The following is a 14,799-nucleotide window of genomic DNA, read 5'->3' on the forward strand; positions in this document are numbered from 1 at the left end:
ACATGAAAGAGGAAGGATTAGAGGTGAATAGTATGGAAGCAAAAACGATGAAAGATATGCAGAAAGAAGTAGATGCATATATTGGTCAGTTTAAAGAAGGTTATTTCAGTCCGCTTGCAATGATGGCTCGTTTAACGGAAGAAATGGGAGAGCTTGCAAGAGAGGTAAATCATTATTATGGTGAGAAACCGAAGAAAACAACTGAAAAAGAAAGAAGTATTGAAGAAGAGCTTGGAGATGTATTATTTGTTATGATTTGTATGGCAAATAGTTTAAATATTGATTTAGAGACAGCACATAACATTGTAATGAATAAATTTAATACACGTGATAAAGATCGCTGGACACGTATTGATGAGGGAGAGAAAGAATAATGAAAGAAATTAAAGTAATTATCGCCGGACCAAGAGGACGTATGGGACATGAAGCAGTTCTTCTTATGGAAAGAACGGAACATTTTAATTTAGTAGCAGCAGTGGATTATAAGCATGGTGGTGAGAAGATTTCTGATTTACCTGGCATGCCAGCATTACATGCACCGATTTACGCTGATTTACATACTTGTTTAGATGAAGTAGAAGCAGATGTGTTGTTAGATTTAACAACACCAGAAGTGGGGAAACAACACGTTACACTTGCAGTTGAGCGTGGACTTCGTTCGGTTATTGGTACAACTGGATTTACAGAAGAAGAATTGGCACGTTTAACAGAGAATGCAAAAGAAAAAGCAGTAGGAACAATTATTGCTCCAAACTTTGCAATTGGTGCAGTTCTTATGATGAAATTCTCACAAATGGCAGCGAAATATTTCCAAGATGTTGAGGTAATTGAATTACATCATGATCAAAAATTAGACGCACCATCTGGTACAGCTGTAAAAACGGTAGAGTTAATTCGTCAAAATCGTGAATCAAAGCAGCAAGGTCATCCAAAAGAAGTAGAGCAACTAGCAGGTGCACGTGGTGCAAATGTAGACGGTATTCACATTCATAGTGTACGTTTGCCAGGGCTTATTGCACACCAAGAAGTAATGTTCGGTGGAGATGGACAAATGTTAACAGTTCGTCATGATTCATTCAATCGTGCATCATTTATGTCAGGTGTAAAACTATCAATTGAGACAGTAATGAACCTTGATCATCTTGTGTACGGTTTAGAAAATATTATCGACTAAAGGGGAGACAACGGATGAAAATTGCCTTAATCGCACATGACAAAAAGAAAAATGATATGGTTTCGTTTGCATACGCATATAAACCAATTTTTGAACAACATGAATTATTTGCAACAGGAACGACAGGGCTTCGTATTATGGAAGCGACTGGATTAGTTGTAACAAGATATCAATCTGGCCCTCTTGGTGGAGATCAAGAAATTGGTGCAATGATTGCAAAGAACGATTTAGATATGGTGATTTTCTTCCGCGATCCATTAACAGCACAGCCGCATGAACCGGATGTGAATGCATTGCTTCGTTTATGTGATGTATATGCGATTCCACTTGCAACGAATATGGCAAGTGCTGAAATGTTAATGCACGCATTAGAGCGAGGAGATTTAGATTATCGTAAGTTAAGAAAATGAGGGGAACAATTATGAGTGGATTACATATATTAGCGTTTGGTGCTCATGCCGATGATGTTGAAATCGGCATGGCTGGTACCATCGCTAAATATACAAAGCAAGGGTATGAAGTAGGTATTTGTGATTTAACAGAAGCTGATCTTTCTTCAAATGGAACGATAGAGTTGAGAAAAGAAGAAGCGAAGGTTGCAGCTCGTATAATGGGAGTAAAAACGAGGCTGAATTTAGCGATGCCAGACCGTGGTTTGTATATGAAAGAAGAGTATATACGTGAAATTGTCAAGGTGATCCGTACATATAAACCAAAACTAGTTTTTGCACCGTACTATGAAGATCGCCATCCAGATCATGCAAATTGTGCAAAGCTTGTGGAAGAGGCTATTTTTTCAGCAGGAATCCGTAAATATATGCCGGAACTTTCACCACATCGTGTGGAGTCTTTTTATAATTATATGATTAATGGTTTTCATAAACCGAATTTTTGTATAGATATAAGTGAGTACCTCTCTATAAAGGTGGAAGCATTAGAAGCGTATGAAAGTCAGTTTTCAACAGGGAGCGATGGTGTTAAGACACCGTTAACAGAAGGTTACGTTGAAACTGTAATCGCTCGTGAGAAGATGTTTGGAAAAGAAGTTGGAGTCTTGTATGCCGAGGGATTTATGAGTAAGAAACCGGTTTTATTACATGCTGATTTATTAGGGGGATGTAAATGAAATTAAAAATAGGTATTACATGTTATCCTTCTGTAGGTGGTTCTGGAGTTGTTGGAACAGAATTAGGAAAGCAATTGGCGGAACGTGGGCATGAAATTCACTTTATTACATCGGGTTTACCATTCCGGTTAAATAAAGTATATCCAAACATTTATTTTCATGAAGTGACGGTAAATCAATACTCTGTATTTCAATATCCACCATACGATTTAGCGTTAGCAAGTAAAATGGCCGAGGTTGCACAAAGAGAAAACTTAGACATTTTACATGTGCATTACGCAATACCACATGCAATTTGTGCATATTTAGCAAAACAAATGATCGGAGAGCGTATTAAAATTGTTACAACCTTACATGGAACAGATATTACTGTGTTAGGTTCCGACCCTTCGTTAAATAATTTAATTCGTTTTGGTATTGAGCAATCGGATGTTGTCACTGCTGTCTCGCATTCATTAATTAACGAAACACATGAGCTTGTAAAACCAAGTAAAGAAATTCAAACGGTATATAACTTTATAGACGAACGTGTATATTTCAAGCGTAATATGTCTCAATTAAAGAAAGAATACGGTATAAGTGAGAGTGAAAAAGTACTTATTCATATTTCGAATTTCCGTAAAGTGAAACGTGTGCAGGATGTTGTTCAGGCATTTGCTAAAATTGTTAAAGAAGTAGATGCGAAGTTGCTTCTTGTTGGAGACGGACCAGAATTCTGTACGATTTTACAGATAGTGAAGAATTTACATATTGAAGATCGCGTTTTATTCCTAGGGAAGCAAGATAATGTTGCAGAACTACTTGCGATGAGTGATTTAATGTTGCTTCTATCAGAGAAGGAAAGTTTTGGTCTTGTTTTATTAGAAGCAATGGCGTGTGGTGTACCTTGTATCGGAACGCGGGTTGGAGGTATTCCAGAGGTTATTCAACACGGGGAAACAGGATATTTATGTGAAGTTGGCGATACAACAGGAGTGGCAAATCAAGCTATTCAGCTATTAAAGGACGAGGAACTTCACCGTAATATGGGAGAACGAGCAAGAGAAAGTGTTTATGAGCAATTTCGCTCAGAAAAAATTGTTTCACAATATGAAACGATTTACTATGACGTACTAAGGGATGACAAAAATGGAAAGATTTAAAAAAGCTAGTTCTATTATTGAGACATTAAAGCAACAAGGACATGAGGCTTACTTTGTTGGTGGGAGCGTACGAGATCTTATTATCGATAGGCCGATTGGAGATATTGATATTGCGACATCTGCTCTACCAGAAGAAGTGATGGCTATATTCCCAAGAAATGTTCCTGTTGGTCTTGAGCATGGAACTGTAATTGTTGTAGAAAATGGTGAGCCTTATGAGGTAACTACTTTTCGAACAGAAAGCGAATATGAAGATTTTCGAAGACCTAGTAGTGTTCAATTTGTTCGTTCATTAGAAGAGGATTTAAAACGTCGTGATTTCACGATGAATGCAATTGCTATGACAGAAGAAGGCAAAATGGTTGATTTATTTGCTGGACAGGAAGCCATTCAACAGAGAGAAATTGTGACAGTTGGAAATGCTGCGGATCGTTTTCAAGAAGATGCCCTGCGAATGATGCGTGGTATTCGGTTTGTAAGCACGTTAGGTTTTTCATTAGAAATGAAAACGAAGCAAGCGATTGAAACGCATGGGCATTTGCTAGAACATATAGCAATTGAGCGTATTACAGTAGAGTTTGAGAAACTGTTAACTGGTACATATTGTGTGAAAGGTCTCAAAGAATTAGTAGAGACGAAGCTATTTTCTCATTTGCCATATTTACAAATGTCAGAAGAGAGACTGTTAAAAGCTACGCAGTATAAATGGGATTCTTTCGAAACGGATATTGAGGCGTGGGCATTTTTCTTATATTGTATCGGAGAAGAACATCCATCTGTCTTTTTACGTCAATGGAAGTTTTCGAATAAAAAAATAAAAGATATTGTTGCAGTTTTATTGGCAATTCGTACTAGAAAGGAGAAGGATTGGGATACAGTCCTTCTTTATAAAACGGGAATTCATATCGCTGAAATGGCAGAGAGAGTATATGAAGCGATGATTGAAAGCTATGACCCTACATCTGTTGAACGAGTACAATTAATGTTTCATGCATTGCCAATCCAGGAACGTCAAGAAATGAATGTGACTGGTAATGATTTATTAAACTGGGCAAACAAAAAGCCTGGTCCGTGGGTTGCTGAAATGCTTCAGAAAATCGAAGAAGCAATCGTACAAGGAAACGTAGTTAATGAGAAAGAGCGTATAAGGGAGTGGCTGCAAGCATGCAATCTACTATAAGAAAGCAGTTATTGCAAGTTTTTTCTGAAGCGGATGGCGAGTTTGTATCCGGCCAAACAATTAGTGATAAACTTGGTTGTTCAAGAACTGCTGTGTGGAAACATATGGAGGATCTGCGGAGTGAGGGATATGAACTTGAAGCTGTGCGCCGATTAGGTTACCGAATTGCAAGTAAGCCAGACAAAGTGACTGCTAATGAAATTCAGTTAGGGCTACAAACGAAGCGGATTGGTAGAACAGTGTATTTTGAAGAAACTGTTGAATCAACGCAGCACATTGCAGCAAAACTTGCTTATGAAGGTGCAGAAGAAGGAACTGTCGTTGTAGCAGAAGAACAAACAGCGGGAAGAGGTCGTTTAAGCAGAAAATGGCATTCACCAAAAGGAACAGGGATTTGGATGAGTATTATTTTACGCCCGTCAATCCCAGTTCATCATGCACCGCAACTTACTTTGTTAGCGGCTGTTAGTGTTGCACAGGCAATTGAAAAATGTACAGGTGTAAACGTAGGAATAAAATGGCCAAATGATATTTTAATTCAAGGTAAAAAGGCTGTAGGTATATTAACAGAAATGCAAGCGGATCCTGATAAAATTAATGCTGTCATTATGGGCATCGGTATTAATGCGAATCAAAAGCAAGAACATTTTGATGAAGAAATTCAGCACATCGCTACTTCATTAGCGATTGAATCAGGTAAGCCGATTGTTCGTGCAGAACTTATGCAACAAATCTATTTACAACTAGAAAAATTATATGAAGAATATTTACAAAATGGTTTCTCTGTCATTAAAATTCTTTGGGAAAGTTACGCTGTGAGCATCGGGAAAGAAATTACCGCTCGAACGATGAGAGAGACAATTACGGGGTTAGCAAAAGGAATCACAGAGGATGGTGTATTACTTCTGGAGGATCATGAGGGGAAAGTACATCATATTCATTCTGCAGATATCGAAATTAAGTAAAAGAAGTTCCTCTTTTGGAACTTCTTTTTATTTCAATAGTTTTGAGTTGAATTTGTAACATGATAATAAATTCTTTTCATCTGCAATTCTCCTTTGTTAAGTACTTTCCTCAATTAACCTGCATCATTAGTTTAAGAGTTATACTATATAGTTAAATTGATTACAGAAAAAATCAACTTGGACTTTTTTAACATGCGTTGAAAAAACATGTATCTTTTCAGGATTGAATTATCCATAAAAACTGTATAGCATATATACTCTCGTGTTAAATTTCATATACCGTAATAAGAATAAAAAATTATTTTTTCGAAAAAATGTAGTAATTCCTTTTTGTAGTTTGCTATAATTAGTTCGAATGTGGGCAGTATCAGAGCGAACTGCACCATGATTCGAAGTCATACGAAAAATAATAACTTGGATTCTGCCTTGATCCAATAACGGACTGGGACAGAGGGATGAATAATGCCGACTAACACACAACCCTTCTGCCCTTTTATGGCCAGAGGGGTTTTTTTATATGATTTCGGCCATCTCCTCTCTCCTGCATAAAGGAGGAGTAGTTTTTGAAAACAAAAACAGATTTTTTGAAGATGAAAGAGCAAGGTGAGCCGATTACAATGCTAACGGCGTATGATTATCCATCTGCTAAATTAGCAGAAGAAGCTGAAGTTGATATGATTCTAGTTGGAGATTCTCTTGGAATGGTTGTACTCGGATACGATTCAACAGTACCTGTAACAGTAGAGGATATGATTCATCATACGAAAGCTGTACGCCGCGGAGCGAAAGAGACGTTTATTGTAACTGATATGCCATTTATGTCGTATCACGTATCATTACAAGAAACGATGGTGAATGCACGCCGCATCGTTCAAGAGAGCGGGGCACACGCACTGAAGGTAGAAGGTGCTGGAGAAGTTATATCGACGATTCAATATTTGACGAACGCAGGAATTCCTGTTGTAGCGCATTTAGGTTTAACCCCTCAATCTGTAGGAGTGTTGGGTGGATATAAAGTGCAAGGAAAAGATGCGGAGAGTGCAAAAAAATTAATAGAAGATGCAAAGAAATGTGAAGAAGCTGGTGCAATAGCGCTTGTGTTAGAATGTGTACCAATGCAGTTAGCAGAACTTATTTCAGAGCAACTAACAATACCGACAATTGGGATTGGCGCAGGACAAAAAGTAGATGGGCAAGTGCTTGTTTATCATGATCTTATCTCATACGGCGTAAATCGTGTTCCGAAATTTGTGAAGCAATATACGTCTGTTCAAGAGGAGATTGTGCGTGGGATTTCACAATATGTTACTGAAGTAAAGACAAGGCAATTTCCTGAAGAAAAACATTCGTTCACAATGAAAGAGGAAGAATGCTTAGCGTTATATGGAGGAAAACAATAATGAAAATCGTAACTACAGTGCAAGAGATGCAGCAAATTACGAGCGAACTTCGTGCAAGTGGAAAGAGTATTGGTTTTGTTCCAACAATGGGTTATTTACATGAAGGCCATGCTACTTTATTACGTAAGGCAAGAGAAGAAAATGAAACTGTAGTTTTAAGTGTATTTGTAAACCCACTACAATTTGGCCCAAATGAAGATTTAGATCGATATCCTCGTGATATTGATAGAGATGAAAATGTAGCAAAAGAAAACGGTGTAGATTATTTATTTTATCCGAGTGTAGAAGAAATGTATCCAGCAGAACAAACAACAACGGTAGAAGTTGTGAAGCGCACGGACGTATTATGCGGTCAACAAAGACCTGGTCATTTTGCTGGTGTTGCAACTGTACTAATGAAACTATTTAATATTACGCTGCCAAAGCGTGCTTATTTCGGTATGAAAGATGCTCAACAAGTTGCAGTAATTGAAGGGTTTGTAACTGATTTCAATATTCCAGTTACAATCGTACCAGTTGATATTGTAAGGGAAGAAGATGGTTTAGCGAAAAGTTCTCGTAACGTGTACCTATCACAAGATGAACGTGAAGAAGCTCTTCATTTATACCGCAGCCTATGTATAGCGAAAGAAAGAATTGAGGCAGGTGAACGTAATCCCGAAATCATTACAAATCTTGTGAAAGAGTATATTGAGACGCATACGAAAGGCACTGTAGATTATGCAGATTTATATGCATATCCGTCATTAACAATGGTAGAGAAAGTCAAAGGAAGAATCATTTTAGCTATTGCAGTTAAGTTTGAAAATGTAAGATTAATTGACAATATAACATTAACAGTTAAATAAGGGGGAGCATCTATGTTTCGCACAATGATGAGAGCAAAGTTACATCGTGCAACTGTAACGGAGGCAAATTTAAATTATGTAGGTAGTATTACAATTGATGAAGACTTAATGGATGCAGTAAATATTGTAGAAAACGAAAAAGTCCAAATTGTAAATAATAATAATGGTGCTCGCTTAGAGACATACGTTATTAAAGGGGAACGCGGTAGTGGTGTTGTTTGTTTAAACGGTGCTGCGGCAAGGCTTGTACAACCAGGGGACAAAGTAATTATTATTTGTTATGGGCTAGTTACGGAAGAAGAGATTCATAAACAAGAACCAAAAATTGCAGTATTAGACGATAATAATCAAATTATTGAAATGTTAGGTGCTGAAAAAGCGGGTACGATATTATAAGTAGAAAGGCTATCTCCATTGCGGAGATAGCTTTTTTGTGCATCTTTTCATTAAGATGAGATAAAACGTGGTATAGTAACATTATATAAATTATTGTTGTTTGAAAGGTAAGAAATTGAGGTGTTACATATATGAGTAAGCGTTATGTCGTTGTTGATTTAGAGACGACAGGGAACTCCTGGAAAGATGGGAAGGATAAAATTACCCAAATTGCAGCTGTTGTAGTAGAAGATGGAGAGATATTGGAGATTTTTTCGTCTTTTGTTAACCCAAAGAGAGAGATCCCACCATTTATTACAGAATTAACAGGGATTGATGAAAGTCTTGTAAAACAAGCCCCGTTATTTCAAGATGTAGCCCCGATGATTGTTGAGCTATTACAAGGTGCGGCTTTCGTTGCGCATAATGTTCACTTTGATTGGAATTTTTTAAATGAAGAATTAAGGCAAGCTGGATATACAGAAATACATTGTCCGAAAATCGACACGGTTGAATTGGCTCAAATTCTTTTGCCGACAGCCGATAGTTATAAATTACGTGATTTAGCTAAGAAGCATGAACTAGAGCACGATCAACCACATCGTGCGGATAGTGATGCTCTTGCAACAGCGGAATTATTTTTACAATTTTTAAATGAAATTGAAAAGTTACCACTTGTCACGTTGCAATCGCTTTATGAATTAAGTGATGTGTTCCAAAGCGATATAGCTGATGTGCTTTCTGAAAATATTTTAAAGAAAGTAATGCACGGTAAAGAAGATATAGCGGAGTATGAAATACATCGAAATATTGCGCTGAAAAAGCGGAACTATTCCTTAAACCTTGGAGAAACGTGTTCATCAAAGTTTGATGCTTTCTTGAATAAAACGATGGATAAATTGGAATCACATATGCCAAAGTTTGAAAGAAGAGAAAGTCAACAACTGATGATGAAAGAGATATATACGGCGTTAAGAGATTCTCGTTTTTCACTAATTGAAGCGGGTACAGGAACAGGAAAGACTCTTGCTTATTTGCTTCCTAGTCTTTATTTTGCAAAGAGAAAAGAAGAACCTGTCATTATAAGTACACAAACGGTACAACTCCAACAACAAATATTAGAAAAAGAAATTCCGTTATTACAAAAAATAATGCCATTTTCATTTGAGGCAGCTCTTCTAAAAGGAAGAAAGCATTATTTATGCTTACATAAATTTGAGTATGCTTTGCAAGAGGAAGAAAAAAATTATGATATGGCACTTACGAAGGCGAAGATTTTAGTTTGGCTATTGCAAACTGAAACAGGTGATCGAGACGAATTAAATATTCCTGAGGGCGGAAAGTTACTTTGGAATCGTATTTGTAGCGATGCCTATAGTCCAGGTGGTATGCAAAGTAATTGGTTTAGTCGTTGTTTTTATCAGCGAGCGAAGAATAAAGCTTTATTTGCAGATATCGTTATTACAAATCATGCGTTATTATTTCAAGATTTTTCAAGTGAAGAACCGTTGTTTGCTTCATGCGAACATATTATTTTTGATGAAGCTCACCATATTGAAGAAGCTGCGAGTAGAACATTGGGTGAACAGTTCTCTTGTATGTATTTTCAATTGGTTATATCTCGTCTTGGGACGCTAGAAACAGAAGATGTACTCTCCAAAGTATATAAAATGATGAAAAAATCAGAGCAAGCATCTCGTTCAACTTTCCGTATGATAAGTTATAGTTTGAAGGAACTTAAGTTTGATGCGGATGAACTCTTCCAAATGTTACGTACTTTTATATTTAAACAAACAAAGCAAGAGCAAGGAACGAATAATATGCCGCTCATCTATAGGTATAACGCAGAACTAGAAAAAGGTAAGTTGTGGGATAGTATCGTCGAATTAACAAATCGTTTTATATATGAATTAAGAAGGGTAGTAACTGCTCTTGAGAAGCAAGTGGATATATTGCAAAGTAAGTTAGAATGGGAGATGCATGTTGTAACAGGTGAATTTATGCATTTAATTGAGTTGCTGAGAAAGATGGCAGAATCATTACAGTTACTCGTATTAGAAAAGAATTCGTATGTAACTTGGATGGAGACTGAAACGAAAGGGACGATTCATTCAACAGTTCTATACGCACAGCCTGTCCATATTGGTGAAAGATTTGCTGATGAATTTTTAACAGAAAAAAAGAGTGTTATTTTTACATCCGCAACACTAACAGTTAACGATACGTTTGATTATATAAAAGAGGAACTTGGTTTACATGATTTCGCTCCAAATACTTTAAAGGTTCCGTCACCATTTCGTTATGATGAACAGATGAAATTAATGGTTTCAACGGATGTACCTTTTATTAAGCAAGTAAGTAATGAGCGATATATTGAATCTGTATCGGAACATATTGCAAAGATAGCAAAAGCCACAAAAGGCAGAATGCTCGTTTTATTCACTTCGTATGAAATGTTAAAAGAAGCGTATGCGAATTTAAAAAATAATGATGAATTAGAGGGTTATTTATTACTCACCCAAAGTGTGAATAATAGAAGTCGAAGCCGCTTAATTCGAAAGTTTCAAGAGTTCGACAAATCAATTTTATTAGGGACGAGCAGTTTCTGGGAAGGAATAGATATTCCTGGAGATGCCTTAAGTTGTCTTGTTATAGTCCGTCTACCATTTACACCTCCTCATCAGCCGATGATGGAAGCGAAAGGTGAGTGGCTAAAAAATCAAGGTGAAGATGTATTCGCTAAATTAGCGCTCCCACAAGCAATATTACGTTTCAAACAAGGATTCGGCCGCTTAATTCGAACGAATACAGATACAGGAACGGTAGTAGTGTTAGATCGTCGTTTGACGAGTTCTTCCTATGGAAAACGATTTCTACAATCGATCCCTAACGTACCTCTTTATGAAGGACCATTAGAAGAATTGTTAGTACAATTAGAAGAACCATTAAATGAATAAAAATGGAAGAAAAATACGCCTGAAGTACTTATAAACTTCAGGCGTAAAAAATGTGGGTAGGAGGAATTTTATTTTTCTTACTTCTTGTATACAAAATGTGTTGGTTTTCGACTTGAAACCTTTTTTTGCTGTACATGTCCTGCTATAATAGATGGGTGATGAAGCAGGGGTTGTAAAGAATGTACTCTTATTGTAACCGCATTGCGTTCTTCTATAATTAGAAATTTTTGTGTAACGGAGGAGTTTTTTCATGGATAAGAAAATCGAAGTACTATCAACGACGCGTATTAAATATTCGTCGGATTTGTATAAAATTGTTGATAGTTTAAATCGTACGTTAAAAGAGCAGGACCTCATGTTCGGACTAGCATTAGACGAAAAAGATAAAGAAACAGCTGTATTTACGATTTACAGAACGTAGTGATACAATGAAAAAGTGGATTTTTGCAATCATTATTGTTATCGTTGCTAGCGGAATATATGGGGCGTATGTTTATAATAAAGCGATGGGAAAGAAAATTCCAAAAGAGTCGAAATTTGTAGAAATTGCTAAAGAAAAAGCAAAGCTTACAAAGGTGAAATCTGTTGATTATTACAACGGAAAATCTGCATATATAGTCGTGCAAGGTACAGATGAAAAGGGAGAACAACTTATCGTTTGGGTGCCTGAGAAAAAAGGGGATACTGTAGTAAGGAAAAAGAGCGAAGGTATTTCTGAAAAAGAGGCTATACAAAGAACAATAGAGCAAGTCGGCAATGAAAGTAAGGAATCAAAAAGTAAGCCGAAAGAGATTATGAAAGTGAAATTAGGCTTTGAAAATGATGTACCACTATGGGAAGTTACATATATTGATGATGACAATCGTTATAGTTATTACTATCTTGAATTTAAAGATGGAAAATTTTTAAGACGATATAGCATTGAAAAATAGATGTAGGGGGAACTACAAATGAAATTAGCAAAGCGAGTAGCTGCTTTAACACCGTCTTCAACTTTAGAAATTACAGCAAAGGCACAAGCATTAAAAGCAGAGGGTCATGATGTAATTGCATTAGGGGCAGGGGAACCTGACTTTAATACACCAGAGCATATTATGGATGCTGCACATAAAGCGATGTTAGAAGGGCATACGAAGTATACACCAACAGGTGGATTACAATCGTTAAAACAAGAAATTGTGAAGAAATTTACTCGCGATCAAGGTATTGCGTATGATCCATCTGAAATTATTGTATGTAATGGTGCAAAGCATGCATTATATACATTATTCCAAGTATTACTTGATGAGGGAGATGAAGTTATCATCCCAACTCCTTACTGGGTAAGCTATCCAGAGCAAGTAAAGCTTGCTGGCGGTAAGCCGGTTTATGTAGAAGGTTTAGAAGACAATGAGTACAAAATTACAGCAAAGCAGCTGCGTGAGGCAATTACAGAGAAAACGAAAGCAGTTATTATTAATTCACCGAGCAATCCAACAGGAATGATTTATAGCAAAGAAGAATTACAACAGCTTGGAGAAGTATGTTTAGAACATGATATTTTAATCGTTTCTGATGAAATTTATGAAAAATTAATTTATGGTGGCGTAGAATATACTTCAATTGCCCAGCTTTCTAATGCATTAAAAGAACAAACACTTATTATTAATGGTGTATCTAAATCTCATTCTATGACAGGATGGCGTATTGGATATGCTGCAGGAAATAAGCAACTTATTAAAGCGATGACGAACTTAGCAAGTCATAGTACGTCAAACCCTACTTCAATCGCTCAATACGGCGCAATTGCGGCATACGCAGGCTCACAAGAACCTGTGGAAACAATGCGCCAAGCCTTTGAAGAGAGATTAAACATCATTTATGATAAATTAATTCAAATTCCTGGCTTTACTTGTATTAAACCGCAAGGTGCATTTTACTTATTCCCTAACGTAAAAGAAGCTGTAGCTTTATCAGGATATGCAACAGTTGATGATTGGGCAAAAGCTCTATTAGAAGAGGAAAAAGTGGCTCTTGTACCAGGTACAGGATTTGGTGCTCCAAATAATGTTCGTTTATCATATGCGACATCTCTTGAACAAGTAGAGAAAGCATTAGAGCGCATCCATACATTTATGAAAAGTAAAGTGCAAGCTTAATTTTATATTTCATTCATGTAATATAAAAAACCTCCCTATTAATGGGGAGGTTTTTTTGACGGATTGTGGCAAAAAGAAATAGCTAAAGGTGTGTTATACTAGAGAGCGAGGTGTTTGGTGATGAAAAAGAAAATGATGTTACAGTGGTTTGAGCAGGGAAGCATTGCAATTCCAAAATTGCTTATGATGCATTATAAAAAATTAGGTTTAAATGAGACGGAATTTATGGTTGTACTTCATGTACACACATTTTTAGAATCAGGTAATTCGTTTCCGACTCCTTCAGAGATTTCTGAACGGATGACGATAACGGAAATGAAATGTATGGAAGTAATTCAGGCGTTGATTCAAAAAGGTTTTTTATCACTAGAAGGTGGACAAAGATCAGAAGCGATGATGTGCGAAAGTTATTCTTTACAACCGTTATGGGAAAAAATATTACATTTCTTAATGGATGAATCAATAGAGGAAGAGCAAAAAGAAAAAAAACAGCTACAAGTAAATTTATATACAGTATTTGAAAAAGAATTTGGAAGACCACTTTCGCCGTTCGAATGTGAAACGTTAGGGATGTGGGAGGACCAAGATCAACATCATCCAAATTTAATTCAAGCGGCTCTTAGAGAAGCTGTAATGAGTGGAAAACTAAATTTCCGATATATTGATCGTATTTTATTTGAGTGGAAAAAGAATGGAATTAAAACGGTAGATCAGGCTCAAAATCAAGGTCAAAAATTTAGAGCGAATCAACAAAGGGCACAACAAATGACAAAACAAGAGACGAAATTTACTGGAAAAGTGCCTTTTTATAATTGGTTGGAGCAGTAATATAGGAGGAAAAATATGCTTAACAAAACGCAAATCCGTTATTGTTTAGACACAATGGCGGATATGTATCCAGAAGCACATTGTGAATTGGTTCATGATAATCCATTTGAACTTGTAATCGCGGTGGCGTTATCTGCACAATGTACGGATGTACTTGTAAATAAAGTGACAAGAAATTTATTTCAAAAATATAAAACACCAGAAGATTATTTAAGTGTTTCTCTAGAAGAATTACAACAAGATATACGCTCTATCGGATTGTATAGAAATAAAGCAAAAAACATTCAAAAATTATGCCGAATGTTATTAGATGACTATAATGGAGAAGTACCGAACGATCGAGATGAACTTACGAAATTACCAGGTGTAGGAAGGAAAACAGCGAATGTTGTAGTTTCCGTAGCGTTTGGAATTCCGGCAATTGCTGTTGATACACATGTGGAGCGAGTGAGTAAACGATTAGCTATGTGTAGATGGAAAGACTCTGTGTTAGAAGTAGAAAAAACATTAATGAAGAAAGTACCAATGGATGAGTGGGGAGTTACACATCATCGTATGATTTTCTTTGGACGTTATCATTGTAAAGCACAACGACCGCAATGTGAGGAATGCAGACTGTTAGAAGTATGTCGTGAAGGAAAGAAGCGAATGAAGGTGAAATAAAGG

16 protein-coding genes are annotated in these 14,799 nt (G+C 36.5%); all 16 read left to right on the plus strand.

Annotated elements, in window-relative coordinates:
- The first annotated feature begins 32 nt into the window (after positions 1-32).
- Positions 33-374, plus strand: coding sequence for a nucleotide pyrophosphohydrolase (locus BHV55_RS08065; RefSeq protein WP_002108639.1), 342 nt, complete (start codon positions 33-35; stop codon positions 372-374).
- On the plus strand, positions 374-1,174 hold the full coding sequence (gene dapB, locus BHV55_RS08070; protein WP_000658809.1) for a dihydrodipicolinate reductase: 801 nt from the start codon (positions 374-376) through the stop codon (positions 1,172-1,174). Before BHV55_RS08065 ends, dapB begins: the two co-directional genes overlap by 1 nt.
- 14 nt (positions 1,175-1,188) lie before the next feature.
- Complete coding sequence (gene mgsA / locus BHV55_RS08075) at positions 1,189-1,584, plus strand: methylglyoxal synthase (RefSeq protein ID WP_000684765.1); 396 nt, start codon at positions 1,189-1,191, stop codon at positions 1,582-1,584.
- Positions 1,585-1,595: 11 nt separating this feature from the next.
- The gene (bshB1, locus tag BHV55_RS08080) at positions 1,596-2,300 is read left to right on the plus strand and encodes a bacillithiol biosynthesis deacetylase BshB1 (protein WP_000015673.1); all 705 of its coding nucleotides are present in this window, start codon (positions 1,596-1,598) and stop codon (positions 2,298-2,300) included.
- Entirely contained in the window at positions 2,297-3,442 is a 1,146-nt protein-coding gene (bshA, locus tag BHV55_RS08085; protein ID WP_000768305.1) for an N-acetyl-alpha-D-glucosaminyl L-malate synthase BshA, read from the plus strand. Before bshB1 ends, bshA begins: the two co-directional genes overlap by 4 nt.
- On the plus strand, positions 3,429-4,622 hold the full coding sequence (locus BHV55_RS08090; RefSeq protein ID WP_000439315.1) for a CCA tRNA nucleotidyltransferase: 1,194 nt from the start codon (positions 3,429-3,431) through the stop codon (positions 4,620-4,622). Before bshA ends, BHV55_RS08090 begins: the two co-directional genes overlap by 14 nt.
- A complete protein-coding gene (locus tag BHV55_RS08095; protein ID WP_001192063.1) occupies positions 4,607-5,587 on the plus strand; it encodes a biotin--[acetyl-CoA-carboxylase] ligase in 981 nt (326 codons plus the stop codon). The genes BHV55_RS08090 and BHV55_RS08095 overlap by 16 nt, the downstream gene beginning before the upstream one ends.
- Before the next feature lie 563 nt (positions 5,588-6,150).
- Complete coding sequence (gene panB / locus BHV55_RS08100; RefSeq protein WP_000851108.1) at positions 6,151-6,987, plus strand: 3-methyl-2-oxobutanoate hydroxymethyltransferase; 837 nt, start codon at positions 6,151-6,153, stop codon at positions 6,985-6,987.
- The gene (gene panC / locus BHV55_RS08105; protein ID WP_000707027.1) at positions 6,987-7,835 is read left to right on the plus strand and encodes a pantoate--beta-alanine ligase; all 849 of its coding nucleotides are present in this window, start codon (positions 6,987-6,989) and stop codon (positions 7,833-7,835) included. The genes panB and panC overlap by 1 nt, the downstream gene beginning before the upstream one ends.
- A 12-nt stretch (positions 7,836-7,847) precedes the next feature.
- Complete coding sequence (gene panD, locus BHV55_RS08110; RefSeq protein ID WP_000490182.1) at positions 7,848-8,231, plus strand: aspartate 1-decarboxylase; 384 nt, start codon at positions 7,848-7,850, stop codon at positions 8,229-8,231.
- Between the two features lie 131 nt (positions 8,232-8,362).
- Positions 8,363-11,167, plus strand: a complete 2,805-nt coding sequence (gene dinG / locus BHV55_RS08115) for an ATP-dependent DNA helicase DinG (RefSeq protein ID WP_000044955.1) — start codon at positions 8,363-8,365, stop codon at positions 11,165-11,167.
- 250 nt (positions 11,168-11,417) lie between these two features.
- The gene (locus BHV55_RS08120; RefSeq protein WP_000358352.1) at positions 11,418-11,588 is read left to right on the plus strand and encodes a YpmA family protein; all 171 of its coding nucleotides are present in this window, start codon (positions 11,418-11,420) and stop codon (positions 11,586-11,588) included.
- A 7-nt stretch (positions 11,589-11,595) separates the two neighbouring features.
- Positions 11,596-12,099 carry a cell wall elongation regulator TseB-like domain-containing protein gene (locus BHV55_RS08125; protein WP_000758739.1) on the plus strand — a complete coding sequence of 168 codons (504 nt, stop codon included), beginning with the start codon at positions 11,596-11,598 and terminating at the stop codon, positions 12,097-12,099.
- Positions 12,100-12,117: 18 nt separating this feature from the next.
- Positions 12,118-13,305 (plus strand): aspartate transaminase AspB, encoded by a 1,188-nt coding sequence (aspB, locus tag BHV55_RS08130; RefSeq protein WP_000761560.1) that lies wholly within the window; start codon positions 12,118-12,120, stop codon positions 13,303-13,305.
- Between the two features lie 120 nt (positions 13,306-13,425).
- Positions 13,426-14,133 (plus strand): DNA replication protein DnaD, encoded by a 708-nt coding sequence (dnaD, locus tag BHV55_RS08135; RefSeq protein ID WP_000728542.1) that lies wholly within the window; start codon positions 13,426-13,428, stop codon positions 14,131-14,133.
- Positions 14,134-14,148: 15 nt separating this feature from the next.
- Positions 14,149-14,796, plus strand: a complete 648-nt coding sequence (gene nth, locus BHV55_RS08140) for an endonuclease III (RefSeq protein ID WP_000933034.1) — start codon at positions 14,149-14,151, stop codon at positions 14,794-14,796.
- The last annotated feature ends 3 nt before the right edge of the window (positions 14,797-14,799 follow it).

It is taken from the genome of Bacillus sp. RZ2MS9, assembly GCF_001816185.2.
Lineage (GTDB): Bacteria > Bacillota > Bacilli > Bacillales > Bacillaceae_G > Bacillus_A > Bacillus_A cereus.